Source organism: Flavobacterium sp. RSP49, from assembly GCF_003968735.1.
In the GTDB taxonomy this organism is placed as follows: domain Bacteria; phylum Bacteroidota; class Bacteroidia; order Flavobacteriales; family Flavobacteriaceae; genus Flavobacterium.
This window is the reverse complement of the sequence record NZ_RYDN01000003.1, coordinates 159896-182569: the sequence shown is the minus strand read 5'-3', so window position 1 is coordinate 182569 and position 22674 is coordinate 159896. Positions and strand designations below refer to the sequence as shown.

Annotated in this window: 12 protein-coding genes; 1 reads left to right on the top strand and 11 read right to left on the bottom strand. The window is 35.2% G+C overall.

Features of this window, described 5'->3' with window-relative positions; translation table 11 throughout:
- Positions 1-374 precede the first annotated feature (374 nt).
- The 11 genes from EKM02_RS03260 to EKM02_RS03210 all read right to left on the bottom strand — a co-directional run bounded on the left by EKM02_RS03260 (position 375) and on the right by EKM02_RS03210 (position 21061).
- On the bottom strand, positions 375-2060 hold the full coding sequence (locus EKM02_RS03260) for a sodium/sugar symporter (protein WP_126452035.1): 1686 nt from the start codon (positions 2058-2060) through the stop codon (positions 375-377).
- Positions 2061-2406: 346 nt separating this feature from the next.
- The gene (gene galE, locus EKM02_RS03255; protein WP_126452034.1) at positions 2407-3426 is read right to left on the bottom strand and encodes a UDP-glucose 4-epimerase GalE; all 1020 of its coding nucleotides are present in this window, start codon (positions 3424-3426) and stop codon (positions 2407-2409) included.
- Positions 3423-4475 carry a UDP-glucose--hexose-1-phosphate uridylyltransferase gene (locus EKM02_RS03250; protein WP_126452033.1) on the bottom strand — a complete coding sequence of 351 codons (1053 nt, stop codon included), beginning with the start codon at positions 4473-4475 and terminating at the stop codon, positions 3423-3425. Before EKM02_RS03250 ends, galE begins: the two co-directional genes overlap by 4 nt.
- The gene (galK, locus tag EKM02_RS03245; RefSeq protein ID WP_126452032.1) at positions 4472-5647 is read right to left on the bottom strand and encodes a galactokinase; all 1176 of its coding nucleotides are present in this window, start codon (positions 5645-5647) and stop codon (positions 4472-4474) included. Before galK ends, EKM02_RS03250 begins: the two co-directional genes overlap by 4 nt.
- Positions 5648-5785: 138 nt before the next feature.
- Positions 5786-8212, bottom strand: coding sequence for a DUF4982 domain-containing protein (locus EKM02_RS03240; protein ID WP_126452031.1), 2427 nt, complete (start codon positions 8210-8212; stop codon positions 5786-5788).
- A 159-nt stretch (positions 8213-8371) separates the two neighbouring features.
- Positions 8372-9418, bottom strand: a complete 1047-nt coding sequence (locus EKM02_RS03235) for an arabinogalactan endo-beta-1,4-galactanase (protein ID WP_126452030.1) — start codon at positions 9416-9418, stop codon at positions 8372-8374.
- 1 nt (position 9419) lies between these two features.
- The gene (locus tag EKM02_RS03230; RefSeq protein WP_234423145.1) at positions 9420-10445 is read right to left on the bottom strand and encodes an aldose epimerase family protein; all 1026 of its coding nucleotides are present in this window, start codon (positions 10443-10445) and stop codon (positions 9420-9422) included.
- 185 nt (positions 10446-10630) lie between these two features.
- Positions 10631-12853: an alpha-galactosidase gene (locus EKM02_RS03225; protein ID WP_126452029.1), complete on the bottom strand. Its 2223-nt coding sequence runs from the start codon at positions 12851-12853 to the stop codon at positions 10631-10633.
- Between the two features lie 89 nt (positions 12854-12942).
- A complete protein-coding gene (locus EKM02_RS03220; protein ID WP_126452028.1) occupies positions 12943-16077 on the bottom strand; it encodes a glycoside hydrolase family 2 TIM barrel-domain containing protein in 3135 nt (1044 codons plus the stop codon).
- A 381-nt stretch (positions 16078-16458) separates the two neighbouring features.
- The gene (locus EKM02_RS03215) at positions 16459-17976 is read right to left on the bottom strand and encodes a RagB/SusD family nutrient uptake outer membrane protein (RefSeq protein ID WP_126452027.1); all 1518 of its coding nucleotides are present in this window, start codon (positions 17974-17976) and stop codon (positions 16459-16461) included.
- Between the two features lie 10 nt (positions 17977-17986).
- Positions 17987-21061, bottom strand: a complete 3075-nt coding sequence (locus EKM02_RS03210) for a SusC/RagA family TonB-linked outer membrane protein (RefSeq protein WP_126452026.1) — start codon at positions 21059-21061, stop codon at positions 17987-17989.
- A 530-nt stretch (positions 21062-21591) separates the two neighbouring features.
- On the opposite strand from EKM02_RS03210, the gene EKM02_RS03205 reads away from it, so the two are divergent.
- Positions 21592-22590, top strand: a complete 999-nt coding sequence (locus EKM02_RS03205; protein WP_126452025.1) for a GntR family transcriptional regulator — start codon at positions 21592-21594, stop codon at positions 22588-22590.
- Positions 22591-22674: the final 84 nt, after the last annotated feature.

Here is a 22674-nt window from a genome sequence, read left to right as displayed (position 1 = left end):
GCAAAAACGTTTTTGCAAGTGTTTAATTAAATATTTTTATCTAATAATCTGTATCGGTTATTCAGGACAAGACAATTTTCTATATAATCAATACCTATTATTCTTTCGATCCCCTTTATAATTCTATATAACTAGTCGGCTAAACGTACAAGTTATAGCATATCTGTTGGGATAACAGATCATCTTACCTAATCTCAATTTATTTTGAATGGTTCAAAGAATTTTCGATAGGCACCGATTTTAATTCTTTTGGTAATACTTCAACATGTATTTAAAAGTAAATGCCGTTTAGTAAAGATCATTTGGTACAACAAACATTTCTTAACTAAACGGCAATGACTTTATTCCTATATGCTAAACTACTTGTTATACAACTACCAGAATTTCGCGTACAAAGCAAAAATAATCAATAAAATAATAACAATCAATACTGTTGTCTGAGGTTTCACCTTAAACATTTGAGCATCTAATTCAAAAGCTTTTGGATTCACTTTCGGTCCAGCAAAACTCACTGCAATCATAATTAGCATGGTAAACATAAATGACAATCCCATACAAATATGAAATGGTATTTCATATCCTCCTTTTCCATTGGTGTAGGCGGTGTATAATAATGTTTCATTTCCAAACAATTCCGGCGCAAATTCGTTAAATAAAACCGACAACAAGAAACCTGAAATAACCCCTATTATTGCGGCAGTACCCGTGGTTCTTTTCCAGAACATTCCAAGGAAAAACATCGCAAAAACCCCCGGACTGATAAACCCTGTATATTTTTGGATATAAGTAAACCCACCTACACCACCAATTCCTAAGATATCATTCCAAGTAAATACGACAGCCAAAAGCATGGCTGCAAAAACAGCATATCTTCCTATGTTGACTTGGCTTCGATCACTCGCGTCTTTTTGAATGTATTTTTTATGCACATCTAATGTATAAATAGTAGAAATGCTATTCACTTTTCCTGCCAAAGACGCAACAATAGCAGCTGTTAAAGCAGCTACAGACAATCCTTTTAAACCTGTTGGTAAAAACGTTAACACAGCAGAATACGCACCATCTTTCCCACCCACTAATTGAGGCAGATGTCCATTCTCATACAAAACATAAGCCGCAATACCTGGCAACATAACGATAAGCGGCATTAATAATTTCAAAATACCTGCAAACAAAATACCGGTACGCGCCGTTTGTAAATCGGCACCCAAAGCTCTCTGGGTAATGTATTGGTTACAACCCCAATAATTAAGATTAATAATCCAGATACCGGCCAAATAAGACATCATTCCAGGGAAAGTAAGATATTTATTGATATCATTTTGAGAAGAAGTAGCTGTTGGTTCTGGAATAATCATTTTGAAGTGCTCCGGAGCTTCTCTCATTAATACCTTAAATCCTGCAATTGCATTTTCTCCAACTCCAAAATATTGTCCAACGGTAGTCAAAGCAATATATGACGTAACCAATCCACCTATAATTAAAACAGCAACTTGAATTACATCAGTGTAGGCCACCACTTTCATACCTCCTAAGGAGATCACTAAAGCAAAAACGGCAAGCCCGATCATAATAGCGTGTAAATATTCGCCACCGGCTAATCCATTAATGGCAACAGCACCTAAATATAAAATAGAAGTAAGATTTACAAATACATATAAAAACAACCAGAATACGGCCATAATTAAAGCAGTTGATTCGTTATACCTTGTTTTTAAAAATTGTGGCATGGTGTAAATCTTGTTTTTCAAATAAACTGGAATAAACCAAACGGCAACAATAATCAAAGCGATTGCGGCAATCCACTCATAAGCGGCTACTGCAATCCCTAAAAAGAATCCTTCCCCACTCATTCCAATAAACTGTTCAGCTGAAATATTGGATGCAATCAATGAAGCTCCAATAGCCCACCAAGTCAGTGTTCCCTCAGCAAGGAAATAAGCTTTGGCATCATGTTCGTTTTTCTCTCGTTTGCGATAAACGGTATAGCCGTATGTGGACACCACGATAAAATAGATAATAAATACTGCGTAATCAGCTAAAGCAAGGTTTTGGTTCATGAGTAAATTGTGTTATGGAAATTAATATAAATGAATGAAATTTTTGTATTTTTTTAAGTAAAGTGTAATTATCATGTTTTTTTACAAATTACATTTAGATTAGCTTAAAAGCGCTTAATTCCATCATATAATTAATTGTAAAATGTGATATGTATTTTAATTTTATTATTTTTTTAAGAATTATGAAAGTCAAATGTAAATTAAAAATTATTATTCACATCATTATAAATGTGTTTTTTACATTTATAATGGCAATATAGGTTAAATCATAAAAAAAGAATTCTTACTCACCTATGCAAACGGATATTTTATACCTGTTTGACAATAAAAATTGATTCCTGAAAATTTAAGTATTATTTCTAACCTTCTGCTCCCACTTCCACGCACTAGCAATCGCTTCTTCGAGAGTTGATTGTGTTTTCCAACCCAAAATGGTATTTGCTTTATCCGTATTGGCGAAAACCGAAGTCACATCGCCTTCGCGCCTTGGAACAATGGTGTAAGGTAATTTTAGTCCACTAACTTTCTCGAAAGCCTTAATCACTTCCAGCACTGAGCTTCCGGTTCCGGTTCCCAGATTAAAAACTTCTAATTTATCCGCATTCTTTTTGTCTATTAATCGTTGCAAGGCTATCACATGGGCTTTCGCCAAATCGACTACGTGTATATAATCGCGAACGCAGCTGCCGTCAAGCGTTGGGTAATCATTCCCATACACGGACAATGAAGCAAGTAAACCCATTCCGGTTTGTGTAATAAAAGGAACCAAATTTTGTGGCACACCCATAGGCAGTTCTCCAATTTCAGCTGACGGATGCGCCCCGATAGGATTAAAATAGCGCAACAGAATAGCATTGATAGTACTTACTTTCGTAACATCAGCAATAATCTCCTCTCCTATTTGCTTGGTATTACCATACGGTGACATTGCCGTTTGAATTGGTGTCGTTTCAGCAATTGGCATCTCTTTGGCTTGACCATAAACGGTACAAGAAGAACTAAAAATAAAATTAGCTTCTGGTTTTTTCTGTAATTCCTGCAAAATATAAATTAATGACGCAACATTGTTTTCATAATACAATAAAGGTTCTTTCACGCTTTCGCCGACAGCTTTGGAGGCAGCAAAATGAATCACTCCTTCCACATCATCATGCTTCTTAAAAAAAGCGTGAACTGCTGCTTTATCTCTCAAATCTATTTGTTCAAAAAATGGCTTCTTACCACTAATTCTTACTATGCCATCCAAAACGTCAATTGATGAATTAGACAAATTATCAATGATTACAACTTCAAAGTTTTCGTTTTGCAATTCGACTACGGTATGCGAACCAATAAATCCCAGACCTCCAGTAACAACTATTTTCACGACTTATTTTTATAATGTACATTCGATTGCGCTCTTAAAACGGCTACACTTTTCTCCGCCGTGATGTCCCTTTGCGATTCACCCATCATTTCATACCCTACCATAAATTTCTTTACGGTTGCAGACCGCAATAACGGTGGATAAAAATGCATGTGAAAATGCCATTCCGGATGCAATTCTCCGTCTGTTGGCGACTGATGAATTCCGGATGAATATGGAAAAGATGTTTCAAAAAGGTTATCGTATTTGGTTGTCAAATGTTTTAAAATAATTGCAAAATCCGTCACTTCAGTTGCCGTGAAATCAGTTATTTTAGTCACATTTCGTTTGCTGACAATCATAGTTTCATAGGGCCAAATCGCCCAAAAAGGGACTAATGCCACGAAATGATCATTCTCAATAACAATGCGTTCGTCCAGTTTCATTTCTTCTTGTAAATAATCCTGAAAAAGAGTTCTGTTGTGTTTATCAAAATACGATTTTAGATTAGTTTGCGTTTTTTCCACTTCGGTTGGCAAAGATGATTGCGCCCAAATTTGTCCGTGCGGATGCGGATTGCTGCACCCCATCGCACTTCCTTTATTTTCAAAAATCTGAACGTGATTGATGTAGTCCACAGCACCTAATTCCGTATATTCTTGTTGCCAGGTACGAATGATATTTTCAATCGCTTCGGCCGGCATTTCTGGCAATGTCAAGTGGTGTTTTGGCGAAAAGCAAACCACTCGAGAAATTCCTCTTTCTGGTTTTGCTCTAAAAAAAGTCTCGCTTATATTTTCCTCAAAAGCTATTTCTTCTTGTTTTAAAGCAGCAAAATCATTTTCAAAAACAAAAGAACTTTCATAATCCGGATTTACCATTCCATTCGCTCTAACATTCCCTGGACACAAATAACAAGTCGGGTCATATTCGGGCAATGCATCCGAAGGTACCACTTCATTTTGCCCTTGCCAAGGGCGTTTCGAACGGTGTGGAGAAACCAGCACCCATTCGTTAATTAATGGATTAAAGCGTCTGTGCGGATCTTCGTTGATATCAAAGTTTTTCATTCTAACTTATTGTTATAAAGTGATGTTCCGTTTCCGATTTTAACATCATAAATTTTTAATTCTATTCCAAATTTATCTAAATAAAGAGTAGAAAGCTGCTTTTTAATTCGCTCTTCTTGTCCTTTTTTAATCAAATTAATGGTACAACCGCCAAAACCGCCGCCCATTAATCGAGAGCCTATCACTGATTTGTCTTCTTTCACCGTGTGTACTAAAAAATCCAATTCGGCGCAACTCACTTCATAATCCAATGATAATCCTTCGTGCGTACTGAACATTAGCTGTCCTAAAACTTCAATTTTTCCATCATCCAAAGCGTCACAAGCCAGTTTCACGCGATTCATTTCTTTCACTACAAAAAGGCTCCTTTTGAAAACATTCGCAGACATTTTATCTTTTAGACTCCAAACGTCCTCTTCTTTACAATCTCTAAAACTACTAATTTCCGGGAAATAAGCACTAATTATCGATATTCCTTCTTCACATTCTTTCCGTCTGGTATTGTAAGCCGAGCTAAACAAGGAATGTTTGACATTACTATCGAATAAAACTAAGGAGTAATCACTAAAATTAGCACTATGGTATTCATATTCTAATGTCCTGCAATCAATTTTTATGACTTTGTTTTCAAGACCCATTACACTGGAAAACTGGTCCATAATTCCGCAATTGATTCCCACCCAATGTTCTGCTTTTTGTCCCATAAGCGCAATATCAATGGGTTTAATTTTCAAATTGAACAGTTCATTTAAACCATACAAAAAGCCACATTCTAAAGCCGCCGAAGATGACAAACCGGAACCAACCGGAATATTACTGCTGAAAACACAATTGAAACCCTCCACGGAATAACCGTTCCTTTTCAATTGATTCAGAACACCACGCAGGTAATTTGTCCATACACTATCCGTCTGATTTTGCTCTTCGTGTGTATAAACTTCGAACTCGTCATTCAAATCTATAGCCACAATTTTAGCGGTATCCGAATTGTTTTTTTCGAAAGCAAAACAAATAATTTTATCGATCGCTGCAGGCAAAACAAAACCATCGTTGTAATCAATGTGCTCTCCTATAATATTGATTCTGCCCGGGGAAAGAACAATTTTTTGTGGTTCAGTTCCAAAACTTTTTTCAAAGAAAGCAATGGTATTTTTTATTAATAAATCGTTCATTTTCTTAAAATTATTATTGTTTTGAAATTGTTAAAGTATTCGATTTAAAAGCCGTATTTAATACTTGAACCACAATTTTATTTTTTTTACATCTTTTGTTTTAAAAGTAGAGTTGCATTAATTTGTCACCTTTTTTATTTATTTCTCCGATACCAAGCTCAGTTTGCCACTCTTAAGCCCAGCGCCATTTACTTCCAGTTTTATAATACCGGCAGCTGTGGTCGATTTTACAAGCACTACCAATTTTCCGCTAAAAAGTTTCATGGTATCTTGATGAAACATTTCGAGAGAAGTGGCATCGCCATTGCAGGCAGCCCTGTAAGTACCCGCTCCTGAAACCTTAAATTTTAACTGATTCGTCGCCGTAGGACAAATAATTCCATTTTTATCGACTACAGATACTGTTACGAAGGATATATCCTCGCCATTGGCAGTGATTGTTTTCCTGTCAGCATCTAAAACAATTTGGTACGGCTTGCCAGCAGTACGTACTTCTTCTTCAGCAACGGCTTTACCATTGTCATCAAAAGCCACCACTTTTACCGTTCCCGGCTCATATTTTACATCCATCCACATCAGGCGGTAGCGGTTTTGGGGTGTGTTTTTATTTTTTTTCTGGACTCCCATACTTTTGCCATTGATAAAAAGTTCTGCGCTGTTGTAACTTGTATAGACAAAAACAGGGGTTACTTCTCCTTCACGGCCCTCCCAGTTCCAATGCGGTAAAATATGCAGGGTTGATTCCTTTGTATTCCAACGGCTTCGGTATAAATAATAACGGTCTTTGGGTAAACCCGCTAAATCATTAATTCCAAAGTAAGAACTTCGGGACGGCCAGCTTTCATCATAAGGCGTAGGTTCGCCCAAGTAATCAAACCCTGTCCAAACAAACTCGCCAATGACCCAAGGTTTATCATCCTGAAACACAAAATCTTCATCGGGTACATTAGACCAGCTACACGCTTCCAAATCGTAAGAGGAAGACTGGAAATCAGGATATTGTTTCATTTTTTCTTGAACCACAGGAAATTTATAAATCCCTCTGGAGCTAACTGTTGAAGCTGTTTCGGAACCTAAAATAAACCCTTGCGGAAATTTTGCAAATGCCTCATCATATAAATGCACCCGATAATTCAATCCTGGAACATCCAGTACAGCTCCAAAACCAGATTCCATAGTCGCTTTTACCTGATCCATACCAACCGTTACCGGACGTGTTGGGTCTTCTCTATGAAATAGTTCCTGCAGCCATTTGGCTCGTTTTACACCAGCTTCTCCCCATTGATCCGGCACTTCATTTCCAGAACTCCACATCACAATAGAAGGATGATTTCGTGTTGCCTGCACGAGATTTACGATGTCTTTTTCGGCATAATCCTCAAAAAAACGATGATACCCATTTTCTACTTTTGGCTTTGCCCATTCATCAAAACTCTCTGCCAAAAACATAAAACCCATTTCATCTGCCAACTCCAGTTGCTCAAAAGAGGGCATGTTGTGCGAACTGCGAATCGCATTACAACCCATATCTTTTAATATCTTCATTTGCCTGCGCAACGCGGCTTTATTCACTGCAACGCCAAGGGGACCCAGATCGTGGTGCAGACAAACTCCTTTAAATTTGGTTATCGTTCCATTAAGACTAAAGCCTTTATTGGGCTCGTATTTTATTTCTCGAATTCCAAAACGGGTTGAAATTTCATCTTTTAGTTCTTTTCCAACATACAATTGGGAAACCGCTTTGTACAAGTAAGGCGTTTCGGGACTCCACAATTTTGGCTTTTCTACTTTTATATTTTGATCGAACTCATTTCCAAATGGTATAGCCGACTCCTCTGAATTTAGTTTATGTCCTTCGGCATCAAAAACAGTGGTGACTAAACGAGTGTTTTCGCCAGAAGCTTTGGTCCTAATATTTACTTTGGCTACTGCTGAACTTATAAAAGGAGTAGTTATAAACTGCCCCCATTGGTCAATGCTTTCGTTGTTTTTTACAATAACGCTTACATTTCGATACAAACCGGCACCGGGATACCAGCGGGAAGCAAACTCTTTATTGGTTAGTTTTACTGACAATGTGTTGGCTCCTTCTTGTATAAATTTGGAAACATCAAAATAAAAATAACTATAGCCATACGCCCATTCTCCAACCTTTTTTCCGTTTAGATACACTTGAGGTTCGCTCATTGCCCCTTCAAAAAGTAAAATTATTTTTTTCCCTTTTGAATCTTTTGGCAATGTAAATGTATTGCGGTACCAGGCCGCACCAATATGAGGCAAAGCTCCTGTTCGTCCCGTTTTTTCGGTAGCAACATTTTCTCCGTTTTGAACGATGGCAACCTTTTGAATGTCTACATTTTTATCAAAGGGACCGTAAATTGCCCAGTCATGCGGAACGGTTACCGATTCCCATTTCGAATCATTAAAATTCACTTTATGCGCCTCCTCAAAATCGCCTTTTTGAAATTTCCAATTTGTATTTAACACTTTAACGGCTCGTGTTTGAGACAAAACCACTTGTGTAAATACTAAAAATACAACAAGAATACGTATCAATTTCTTCATTTTAAATCTATCTATTATTTAATAGCTACTGTAATTAATTTTAACCATTCTTAGCAAGGCTATCTGCCTTTGCTCAAATGAACTATTAATTTTCACTTGATTATATTCAAATTAAAAGCTTATTTGACTTATATGTTTTAATAATTTATCGAATCAAACCTATCCTTTAAACGCATCCAAAGCCATTGATGGTTTTCCGTCAGACTGCCAAGCACTCAGGGAATAACCGCTCCAACTTTTTTCTCCTTGTGGTTCCCAATAAATTACGCCAAGTCCTTTGTTATTTGGTACCGCTTCGACTGCTTTGATTGTTGCTGCTAACATTTCGTACGTATTTTGCACTTTGTCATATTCGCCACCAACTTCTACAACCATCACTTCTTTGTTGTATCTGGCAACCATATCGTTTAGATTATACGCTAAATCCCCAATAGTTTCTGTGTAATCTTTCTTGATCCAAAAAGGGTAATAGGACAATCCAATCACATCGTACTTTGCATTATTAGCAGTCGCATTATCAAAAAACCAGCGGAATTTTTCATTGTTATTTCCTTCGTCAAGATGAACAATTACTTTGATTTTAGGATCAATGGCTTTTGTTGCTTCGTAGCCTTTATTGAGTAATTGTGCGAGTTGGCTCCAATTTTTAGTGCTGCCTTCCGGCCACATCATACCGCCTGGAATTTCATTGCCTACTTGAACCCATTCCGGAGTAACTCCTGCTGATTTCAAGGCACTCAAAACATCAAAAGTATGATCATACACATCCGTCATTAACTCCTGAAAAGTATGGTTTTCCCATGCTTTGGGTTTAAATTGTTTGGCAGGATCTGCCCACGAATCGCTATAATGAAAATTGATCATGATGCGCATTCCCATTTTTTGCGCACGCAAAGCCATGACAACGGTTTCTTCCTTGCTGCAATGCCCACTGGCTTTATCGTCATTTGGATTGACCCAAACACGAAGCCGAATGGTATTCATTCCTCTGTCCTTTAGGAGTTGTAAACAATCTTTTTCAATACCATCAGTATCATAAAATTTATATCCAGTACCTTCCATCTGCGGCAACCATCCCACATCTGCTCCTTTTGCAAAAGCAGAAACCGTTGGAGCTGGCGTATGATCCACATTCATTTGAGAATTACAAGACGTAAAAAACAGAAACGACAGTAACAACGACAATATAGTTTTACTATTTTTCATTTTAAAAAGATTGGAATTTATAACTTGTTTTATGATAATATATTTCACCTTTTTTTAGAATAGCATTAGGGAAATGTTCGTGATTGGGCGCATCCGGGAAATTTTGCGCTTCAAAACAAATACCGCTCAAAGCATGGTAATCTGCGTTATCTTTCCCTTTTATTGTATTAAAACAATTACCACCAACATAGATATGAACCGCGGGCTGATTGGTGTAAACAGACATTTTCAAATTATTTTTTTTATTAAAAAGGGAAGCAGCAAATTCATTTTTCTTTTCTAATATAAAAGTGGCATCAATTTTTGAGGGACACTTTTTAGGTTTATTAAAATCGAAAGGTTTATTATCTAAATCCAAAAACCTACCAGTTGGACTATTTTGATCAGTAGTCTCTACCATTTTTTGAGAGTTAACGATTAACTCCTGCTCTAAAATATCAGAATCGTGACCATCGAGATTAAAATAACTGTGATGGGTTAAATTCACAACTGTATCTTCGGTTGAAATGGCTTTATACTCTATAATCAATTCATTGTCTTCCGACACCATATAGGTAATTTCTACTGATAAGCCCCCTGGATAATTTTCTTCCCCATCAGGACTAAAATATGCGAAAGTAATAGCCGGGTTTTTGCCTTCTTTCGCATTTTTCACCCTCCACATTTTTTGACTAAATCCAATATTTCCACCATGTAACGAATTATTGTTATTGTTTTTATTTAAATGAAAATCTTTTCCGTTCAAACTAAAAAAGCCATTATTAATTCTGCCGGCATAACGTCCAACAGTCGCTCCAAAGTATGGCGCACTTTCCAGATCAAATGATTTTATATAAGCATCTAAAGTATCAAAACCCAATACTACATCCACAAATTCACCATTTTTCAGTGGTATTTTTAATGAGATAATAGTCGCGCCATAATTAGTTACTTTAAGCCTCATTCCATTTTTATTAGTTAATTCACACGAATCAACCCTTTCTTTGGAAGCTGTTAAACCAAATAATTTCATTATATTATTACTCATAAAATGTGATATGTGTTTAATTTTAATGATTTAATTTTGAAATCTTAAAAACCAAAAGTAAAATAATTGTCTAAAAATACATACCAGTACCTACCAGTTTTTAAGTGTTAAAAAAACCTCGAATGTTTACTATTCGAGGGTTAATTACTAAGTCAAAACCTTTGTATACATACCACATTTTTATCTTATTCCACTTCAGTAATTTCAAGGATGACACTTGTTCTTTGTAAATTTACATTTGGATTAATCCCCACCTTCATAAGAAAATCACCTGAAAAAACATTTTCAGAGGGGATCGTAGAACTGGCTCCTGGATATATGTTTAATTCTTTTACTGCATATTTTTTATTTTGATCTAATCCTTTCAAAACGACTGGAAGTGGAGTTGCTGTCAACATAAATCGATTGTTAACCAAATAATTAAAAACAACTGCCTTACTCTTGTCTTTATCAACATACATTAATGCAGAAATATCATTTTCATGTGGATTCACTAAACGATACAAATCACCATGCCAAACAATATTTTTGAATGAGCTATAATTTTTTATTGCGTCTTTGCAGAACAACTTATCCTTATCGCTTAAATGACTAACCACAATATCAAACCCTAATTTACCCATACTTGCTACATCAACTCTGAATTTTAACGGCTGTTTTCCCCAGTCAGTGACATGGTTATCCGTTGTAATAGAGGGAAAAAAATACGAATAATCCCATTGTATAAATATTCTTTCTAAAGGCTCAGTGTCATCACTCGGCCAGAATTCTGTAAAATATTTTAACAGTTCATAATCTCCACGTCCTCCTCCGCCTGAGCATAACATCATAGGAACTTTAGGATATTTAACACGGATTCTTTCTAGTACTTTATATAACCCTCTTATATAATCAACATATAAATTAGATTGTGGAATACCTTTTTTGTTAAGATAGGCTGAATACGCGTTGTAAATAACCGCATTACAATCCCATTTTATAAATGCCAATTCCGGATTTTTAACAAAAAGGTCGTCTACAATCCCAAACACAAAATCCTGTACTTCTGGATTTGACAAATCAAGCACTAATTGGTTTCTATAATATACTTCCGGTCTTTCCGGTTGTCGAATTACCCAGTCCAAGTGCTTTTCATATAACTCACTTTTAGGATTTACCATTTCAGGTTCGATCCAAATTCCAAATTTAACCCCTTCTTTTTTAGCTTCTTTTACTAAATAACCTAATCCATGAGGTAACTTCTTTGCATTTTCTTTCCAATCTCCAAGACCTGCTTTATCATCATTTCTAGGATATTTATTTCCAAACCATCCGTCATCTAACAAAAACATATCTACTCCAATGTCCTTAGCATCTTTAAATAAATCTGCAATTTTATTTTCATCAAAATCGAAATAAGTCGCCTCCCAGTTGTTTAACAACGTAAGACGTTCTCCTTCACCATCCAACACTCTGTATTTCCTTGCCCAATCATGAAGATTCCTACTTGCCTCACCAGTACCATTATTAGATAAAGCATATATCAAAGACGGGGTTTTAAAAACTTGATTCGCTGGCAAAAGATATTCAGAGGCATATGGGTTAACCCCAGCAATAAGACGAAGATTCTTATACGAGTCAACCTCAAAATCTAATTTAAAATTACCACTCCAAGCCAATTGTCCAAGCATAACTGTCCCTTCAGTGTCTGAAGTAGGCTTCCCAAAAGACAAAATGAAATTTGGGTTTTGAAGCAACATTGCTCTTGTTCCCAGTTTAGAATCTACTGTTCTGATTCCTTGTGAAAGTTTTGACTGAATAGGCTGCATTTCCTTTAAATACTGCCCTTGAAAACTAGTCAAGTAAAAATCTTTATTAGTAAAATATAAATTAGCTGACGCAAATTTTTGCAATAGAACAGCCTTCTTTTCATTGTGTTTTATTTCTGACCATTGCTCAATTACATTTTCTTTTGGCCAAACTTTATAAAATAAAGTCACCTCAAATGGGTAAACAGGATCTTTTAAAACAATAGTTGTAATAGAGGAATTCGTATCAATTTTTTCCGTTTTATGACTTATATATTTAAGCTCCAAAGAGCGATTTCCATCAGCATGCTTTACTTGAACAGCTGGTTCCGAAAGATTCCAAGTTCCTGCAGGAGTATAAACTCCATTATAAATTCCAGCATTATCATCCTTGAAATTATAAGCCAAAGAAGCTGATGGATATTCACTTATATTTGCTAGGGGTTTCCCAAAATAGACTGTCATCAAGCGATTATTACTATCTGTCTGCAGCAACATCATATTACTATTGGTTGCGATAGGTATTGTAACTTTTTGCGCCCAAAAACTGATTGCACTAAACATAAAAAACAATATAAAAATGCTCTTTTTATTGAAATAGAATTTTAGTTTTTCTCTCATAACAATTAATTTTAACAGCTTCATTTGTATAATATTAATTTATTTCACTCCAATTCATAAATACTAAAAAGGAACGAAATTTTAATTTTTTATTTCCTTTTAGGTTTAATAACAAAGCCATAACTGTACTCTCTATCTTTCAATTGGTACTGTTCGTGTGGCATAGCGCCCCAACTATTATCTCCACCTAGACCTCTTTGCGCTAAATCGACACAAATCACTACTTCATTTCGTGGTGTAATATCATTTGTATGACGGTGTTTTTTTGTTAAACCTGGATCAAAATCTTCTGGATAATTATGTAATGCACTAACCCCTAATGGCTGTAAACCTTCTATTTCAATTCCATTTCCTGAATTATTTGTAAGTGTTAACCAACGAACATCCGTTTTATATCCATTTTCTTGAGGACGTGTATAAGGAACATATTGATCAGCAACCTTACTTTCGTAAACTCCTTTCAGAGATGATGTGTTTCTATCTTGATAATTCTCCCAAGGTCCTCTTCCGTAGTAACTAAAATTATCCATCTCTTTTTTTAGAGAGAACAACATTCCAAAACGAGGCATTTCGGCCAATGGATTCTTTCCTGCTTTAAATGAATTCTGTACGGTTAAACTACCGTCAGAATCCATTGTGTACGTAATAGTATAATAAGACGCTACATCTTTTAAGAAAAGGCGAGCTACTACTATTGTTTTTCCGGCTACCTTTTTAACCTCCATAGTATCCAAACTACTGAATCTCCCTACAGTTCTCCAAACATTACTGCTAACTTGCATATAATTTCCAAAATCATTATCCGTTGGAGCACGCCAAAAATTTGGAACTGGCATTTGATTGAAAAAATAGTCTCCGTTAGATTTGTATTGTTGCATTAAACCAGTTTTCTTATTTATGGTGACTTCAACTCCAGCTGCACTAAGAGTTATATCGTCTTGAGCATCTTTAACTGTAGCATTTGTACTGTCACCTGCTGCTTTAACAAAATACTTAGGCTCTCCAATTGAAAACTGTTCGCGGGCTACTTCATAATTTTGAGGTAACACTTCCGTACCTTCTTTTGTGTAGGCAAAAATATTTAAAAGATATTCCACTCCATCTTTAGTAGCAATTTTTGGTAATTCAAACTGAACCTGTTTCTTAGATTGTGGTGCAAGAACGATAGCAATAGTTCCTGTTTTGATAACGATCCCGTTTTTCAGAACTTCATATTTGAAACGATATTTATCAAGATTAGTATAACCAAATCCGTTTTCTACCTGAATAATTCCTTGTTTTAAATCGACTGCTGCGAAAAGAATATCCTGATACACTTTTTTTACTTCAAAAGCACCTGGATGTGGCGTACGATCTGGCCAAACTAATCCGTTATGACAGAAATTTTCATCGTTGGTATAATTTTGGCTTCCCATATCTCCACCATACGACCAGTATTTGCGTCCTACTTCATCTGTCATCTCAAACCCTTGATCTACCCAATCCCAGATAAATCCTCCCTGCATATTATTGCTGCTCCGAATAATATCCCAATATTCCTGGAAATTACCACTACTATTACCCATAGCATGTGAGTATTCACACATAATAAACGGACGCTTCACCTCTTTGCGTTTAGCATACTCTCTCATATAATCCATACTAGGATACATAGGACAAACCACATCAGTGTTTTCTTCTTCACCAGCTTGCTCAAATTGAACCAATCTAGTTTTATCTCTATTTTTTATCCAATTATAAGCCTCTTGAAAAACAGGTCCGTTTCCACACTCATTACCCAAAGACCAAAGAATTACAGAAGGTTGATTTTTATCTCTCTCTACCAAACTGTAAATGCGATCCATGTGAGCTGCTTTCCACTCCGGAAGATACGCAGGATGTTTTGTTTTATCGAAGGAACCTTGCAATTCAGCACCCATACCATGAGTTTCAATATTAGCCTCGTCTACCAAAAACAAACCATATTGGTTACACAGCTTCACCCATTCCAGGTTAGACGGATAATGACTGCTTCGAACCGCATTGATATTTAATTGCTTCATCAGGCGAATGTCCTTCAACATGGTTTCTTTAGTTTGATAATGACCCGTTTTAGGATTGTGTTCATGGATATTTACACCGTGTACCATGATTCGGATGCCGTTAACCAATAACTGTCCATTCTTTAATTCTACTTTCCGGAAACCGATTTGAGTAGCAACCGTTTCCACGGACTTTCCAGTATCATCTTTAAGTACAAGCAATAGAGTATATAAATAAGGACTTTCATTGTTCCACAAAAGTGGTGAATCTATTTTTTCATTAAAGCTAATTGATTCCGTTGAATTTGCTTTTAAATTTATTTTAAACGCTTTTGCAAAAACTTCCTTTCCTGTTGCATCCACCAATTTAGCCAGTACAGTTTGATTATTTTTTACAGCCTTGTTCATGTTCTTAAGTTTAACATCAACAGATAAACTTCCGTTTCTATACGAGGCATCAAGATCAGGACGGGCAAAGAAATCTGCAATACGAGTATTAGCAGTACTGTAAAGGTAAACGTCACGATCGATCCCTGACAAACGCCAAAAATCTTGATCTTCCAAATAAGAACCATCACTCCATCGATACACCTCAACAGCAACCTGGTTTTTACCAGCTTTTACATATTTAGTAATATCAAATTCCGTTGGACTTTTCGTGTTTTCACTATAGCCTACTTTTTCTCCATTTATCCAAATATACATTGCTGAAGTTCCTGCTTCAAAATGAAGGTAAACACGGCGTTCGTTCCAATTTTCTGGCAACTCGAAAGTACGTCGGTAAGACCCCACTGGATTATCTGCATGATCAATGAATGGTGGATTTTTGACAAATGGATAGGTAATGTTAGTGTAAATAGGAATTCCATACCCGCCCAATTCCCAGTTTGAAGGAACCGTAATTTCTTTCCAATTGGTTGTATTAAAATCTTTTTTAAAGAAATCTTTTGGTCTTTCATCCGGTGTAGGAGACCAATTAAATTTCCATTTTCCGTTCAAACTCATAAACCATGGTGAACGAGTATAGTCATCTGCAATTGCTGATGCCTCATCTGCAAAAGGTAAAAATGCAGCTCTGGCTGGCTCACGATTAATCTGAAATACTTCAGGATTTTCCCAGTCATTGCGACTTTCTTCTTCTTGGGCAAAGACAATTAAAGAAATAATAGCAAAAATGCTGGTTAAAATTGTTCTTTTTTTCATGTTTACTATTTTTTAGGTAACTATTCTTATATTTAGTTCTTTAATTTTCAGGGAATTGGTTTGCATTATAAAAGTAAAGGAACCCTGTTTTGTTTAAAAATAGTGACAAATGATTAATTGCTTTAGCACAGCAATTAATCATTTGTCACTATTTATTCTTATTAGTTATTGGGTGTGATTATTTAGACATCAATTTTATAGACTATAATTTATTTATAATGTTAGCCAATGTCTATATCCAATAAATGGATTAAAAACGTTTTTCGACAACATCTTAAATTTCATTTAGTATCAAAATTTGCTACATCATTAAACCAATAAACTTTTGTAGCCGTTTTTTTCATAAAATAATAACACCCGAAAACTAATTTTTACACTAGATTACCAATTGGTATTTTGAGTCATCTTAGGATTATTGTTTAATTCACTTTCTGGAATAGGAAAGTAATTATATTTGGCCGAATAATTATTGTAGCCTTCTCTTAAACTCTCTCTAATCACTTTTTCTAATGTCCCCCATCGTCGCAGATCGTACCAATGAAGTCCTTCACGAGCAAATTCAACATTTCTTTGATGCATAATTTCGTCCATCATTTGAGTTTGAGTCCATCCTGTCATCACAATACTAGTAAGCTTCGCTCGGTCTCTAATTCTTTTAACTAAAGAGGCAGCACTAGCCACTTTTCCTTGCATAGTTTGTGCTTCAGCCAGCATTAAAAGTACATCGGCATAACGCATTGCATACTCATTCAATTCTGATCTCCAGTCTCCTTCATTGTTATTCCACCAGTTTTGATTTTTTCTAATCCAAATGGCATTTGCTCCAAATTTTGTTGCAAAATCAGCATTATAATATACACTTCCTGGATAGTTCCAAGCCAAAGTAGCTGTTGCTCTTGGGTCAAAATCTCCATCTACCGTTTTTTCTTTGGTCATTGCATTTAATAATGTTTTTGAAGGCAATAACTCAAACCATCCACCTACTTCACCAGGAGCACATTCTTGAGCCATTGTTGTAGCTCTTGTTCTTTGCGAAGGTTCTCCCCCCCAAATAGTGGCTCCACCTACTTTACTGAACTGAATTTCAAATACAGATTCTTTACTATTTTCATGCTTGCCATCAAATAGTTGAGCATAATCATCCAAAAGACCATATCCATTCGTCCCTTCATTATTTACTAATTTAGCAAATTGCTCTTCAGCTTTTGCCCACTCCTTTCTATATAAATAGGCTTTTCCAAGATAAGCAATAGCAGTATTTTTAGTTACTCTTCCTTTTAAAGCCACAGGATATATTTCTGGTAACGGACTAGTCGCTGCTAATTTAAAATCAGCAATTACTTGGCTCCAAACTTGTTCTTCCGTTGATTTTTCCTTGAAATAATCAGATGGGGCTTTTACTAAATCAGTAAATATTGGCACACTTCCAAATTCAATTACTAAATTGAAATAATTTAGTCCTCTTAAAAAACTAGCTTCGGCTACTAATTGCGCTCTTTTAGTCTCATCGATATTTTTGATTTGTGGAGCATAATTTATAACCTGATTGGCACGAAATATCCCTATATACATAGCTTTAAACATCCCTGTAGTTTCTGCTGTGCTGGGACTATTTTTATAAGTAGCAACTGCAAAACGTCCAGGAACGTCATTTCTAGCAATAAAGTTTTCTGTTCTATTTTCCTTTAATTGCATGGCTTGGATTTCCCAATACCCTGCATTATTATTATCTACTAAAGTATTATATACCGTAGCTAATCCTGACTCCAGATCGGCTGGAGTTTGCCAGAAAGATTCTGTTGTTAATTTATTTGGGTTACCAAATTCAAGGTTGTCCGAACAAGAACTTAGCGTTACAAGTCCACCCATAAAAAACACTATGATTAATTTCTTTTTCATTTTTGTTGAATTAAAAGTTAAGTTGAATTCCAAATGTAATAGTCTTACTTAATGGATATGATTTATAATCAATCCCTCTACCTCCAAGCCCATCACTTGAAACATCTGGATTATATCCTGTGTACTTAGTGAAAGTGTGTAAGTTGTCTCCGGCAACATAAAAGCGGCAGCGATCAATAGCTAATTTTTGAGTTAAGCTATTTGGGATTGTATATCCAATCTGGACAGTTTTAATTCTAAAGTAAGATCCATTTTCAAGAAAACGATCCGAGTAATCCGCACCATTATCATTTAAATCATCAATATCCAATCTTGGAAAATTTGAATTCGGATTGAAAGTATACGAATTTAATGTTGCACTAGAATAATTAATATTAGACCTAACAGTTGCTAAATCCGTATTATTACCATTGTATATCATATTCTCTTGAGTTCCTTGAGCTGCTATAGTTACATCAATACCTTTCCAGTCCGCTTGAAGACGTAAACCATATTCAAAATCAGGAAAAGCACTGCCTCTAAATTGTCTATCAGATCCATCAATTTGCCCATCACCATTAAGGTCAACATATTTTACGTCTCCTACTTGTGCTCTTGGTTGGATTGGATTTCCATTTAAATTATAGGCATCAATTTCTTCTTGAGATCTGAATAAACCATCCGTCTTAACAAGGAAAAAAGAATAAATAGGATACCCTACTTTACTATATGTTACTGCTGCTCCGTGAAATGATCCACTAGAACCTGCAAGAATTTGGCTTCCTGTACTTAAATCTTCTACACGGTTTTTTACACTAGAAATATTCGAAATAACGGAAAAATTAACTTCTCCTACTTTTTTATTATAGGTTAACCCTAATTCAAAACCTTTGTTTGAAACTTTACCCGCATTAGTATAAGGGTCATTACTAGAGCCAACAGACAATGGAATTGGTACGCGTAAAAGTAAATCTGTCGTGTTTTTTTGAAAATAATCAGCAGTAAAGTCTATTTGACCATTCCACATAGACAAATCAATACCAACGTTAGCTGTTGCTGTTGACTCCCATTTTAAACCAATTGCAGGATATTCTTGTTGAATATTACCAATCCATAGTGAATTTGGATCACCCATTGCGTAACTTATTCCCGGAGAAATTAACCCAAGATACTGGTAATCCCCAATTTCTTGATTTCCTAATACCCCATAACTAGCACGTAATTTTAACTCAGATACCGGTAAATTTAGCTTGCTAAAAAAATCTTCTTTCCCAATTCCCCATGCTGCAGATACAGATGGAAAATTTCCCCACTTATTTTCTGGACTAAAACGAGAGGAACCATCACGTCTAAAAGTTGCAGTGAAAATATATTTATTGTCATACGAATAAATAGCACGACCAAGGAAAGACATTAATTTATTTTCACTCGCCAAACCTACAATCGAGGGATCTTCTGCTCCTGCTAACACATAGATTCCATCAGGCAATCCTGAAACTGAACCTGAAATTGAACGAAATTTGTTTTCGTAAACGGTGTGTCCCACTAATAGATTAACAGAATGTTTTCCAAAAGTTTTTGAATAATTCAATGTGTTTTCTATTTGGTAATACTGATTCAAATCACTTCCTTCAGCCAAAGTATTCCTTAAATTCTTGAAGAAACCACCCACTTCATAACGAGGCGTATAATTATAAGCTTTATGTTCCGAAATTGTAGCACCTACGTTTAACTTATATTTAAAGCCATCAAAAAAACTTGCTTCAGCATAAGTGTTTATTAATGCTTGGTAATAATCATTTTTTACATCAAAAAGATTCAAAGCCGCAACTGGATTAAATATATCCGTAACTGAACCAGAAGCTCCTCCATAACCTCCAATAGCGTTTTCGTCATAAATAGCAAAACCAGGAATCATAGATATCGCAGATCCTACAACATTTCTCCCTTGTCCTGGAACGCCTGGTAAATCTTTTCTTTTTTCTTTGGTCAACATTATCGTTTCACCAATTTTGAAGATCCCTTTCTTATAATCCGATTTAACTCTTAAATTAATACGGTCATAGTTAGTTTCCTTAACAACACCTTCTTGATTAAAATAACTTAATGACATATTATATTTAACATTATCAGAACCTCCTGAAAGTCCTAATGAGTAATTTTTAGTTGGAGCCGTTCTGAATATTTCATTTTGCCAGTTTATGCCTGCGCCAGAAACTTCTGGATTTAAAGCAATATCTAACGGTTGTTTTCCTGCTGCTGTATAGGCTGCTGTGCTCACTTTTGCCCATTCCTCCTGATTTAACAAATCTAACTTTTTAGCTACACTTGCATACCCAAAAGAAGAATCAAAAGACACTTTCAAATCTCCTTTTTTACCGCTTTTTGTCGTTATTAAAATCACACCATTTGCAGCTCTAGACCCATAAATAGCCGCTGCCGATGCATCTTTTAATACTTGAATAGATTCAATATCATTGGGATTCAAGTTATTCATTGATGCTACTGCAATATCGTCAACTAAAATTAACGGATTATTATTGTTTAATGACCCAGCACCTCTAATCTGGATTCTGGTTCCAGAACCCGGAGCTCCACCAGCCGATTCTACTGTTACACCAGCAATTTTCCCTTGTATTGCACTACCTAAATTCGTATTACTTTGAGAATCTAATTGCGATGCCTTTAAGCCTCCTACAGCTCCGGTCATATCACTTTTTTTAATGGTACCATATCCAATTATAACAACTTCGTCTAGAGTGTTATTTTCTTCACTAAGCACTACATTAACGATTTCTCTGCCATTAACAGCTTCTTCTACTTTAACATATCCAATGTAGGAGAACACTAATGTTACATTTCGATCACTTACATTCAACACATAATTTCCATCAAGATCAGTCATCGTGCCATTAGTAGAACCTTTGACAACTACCGAAGCACCAATAACAGTCTGGGATGTTTTTTGATCAACAACAGATCCCCTTATCGTATTTTGAGCTTGCAAACTAATACACGATATCATAATGATAATTGACAAAGTGAGTTTAGAAGTTAAGAATGATTTAATCCTTAACAACTGAGTTACGTTCTTAATGGTTTTCATAAATTCATGGTTTTAAAAATTGGTTGGTTAATAATTTTTTTGTTTAATTATCCTTTTAAAAAGAAAGAGAAAGTTAGTAGCTTTCTTAAGAAAAGAAAAAAAATGAAATTGAGCTCGAAATTAATTTATTCAGAATTATTGTTGTTTCTGTTCACTTTAAAGTAAATTTTCAAACTGTATATTATATTGTTAACGTAAAATATTAATCTTTTTAGATATTACATCGATGTGTAACTTACCTATCAATTCATAGCCTATCACAAATTTTTACTGCTGCACAATACAACAATGAAAGCTACATACCCAATAATCTTTAATTCCATTTTCATTCGCTAATTATAAAAAACAAATACACTATCTATTTGGTATAAATCAAACAATCTATTTAATATAACAGACATAAAATGTGATATGTGTTTAATTTTAATGATTTAATTTTGAAATCTTAAAAACCAAAAGTAAAATAATTGCTATTATTAACATACCAGTACCTACCAGTTTTTGTATATTGCCAAAAAATTGACTGCTGCATGAAAATAATTTCGATTCAGAACAACCTTGGAGTTCCTAAATACAAACAAATCATTTTCTCCTTAGAGAAGGCAATAGAACACGAAAAACTACGAAAAGGCGATAAACTTCCCTCTGTAAACAAAGTCTGTCTGGAATTCTCCTTGTCCCGTGATACGGTTTTGCAAGCCTATGAAGAATTGAAAAAAAGAGGAATTATTTATGCCATTCCGGGCAAAGGCTATTATATAAAAAGTGTCGAAGTCACTATAAAACAAAGGATTTTTTTACTTTTTGACGAATTGAATATTTTCAAAGAAGACCTGTATAATTCGTTTCTGGAAAACGTTGGTACAAATGTTCAGGTAGACATTTTCTTTCATCATTTTAACATTCGAGTCTTCCAAAAACTAATAAATGACAGTAATGGAAACTATACAAAATACATTATCATGCCTACCAATTTAGTCGAGGCGGCATCAGTCATAAAAACCCTACCAGTTAATGATGTGTATATCTTAGACCAAACCAATCTTGATTTAAAAGACTTCCCGGCAGTGTATCAAAACTTTGTAAAAGACATATATGACCGATTGCAGGACGGGAAATCCAGACTAGATAAATATGAAAAATTAATTATGATTTTCCCGGGATTTCGTGAACCTTTGGGAATGAGAATTGGTTTTGAGAATTTTTGCAAAGACTTTGCTTTCGATTATGAAATCATTACCGAGTTTAAAAATCGAAAAATTAACAAAGGAGAAGTTTACATCATTCCAAGTGACAGGGATTTAGTACGTGTAATTGAAAAATCAAAGCTTCAAAACTTAAATCTAGGTAGCGATTTTGGCATTATTTCATACAACGAAACACCGCTTAAAAAAGTAGTTGAAAACGGAATCACAACTATATCAACGAATTTTGAAGCTATGGGAAAAATTTTGGCACAGATGATTTTAAAAGGTACAAAAGAACAAATAGAAAACAAATGCACGTTAATCATTCGGAATTCTTTATAGAAAACCCAATTTTTATATTGCTTAATCAATTTTAAAAAATAAGAATACCCGTTGGGTGCAATTATTCAAAACGTCAGTTCGAGT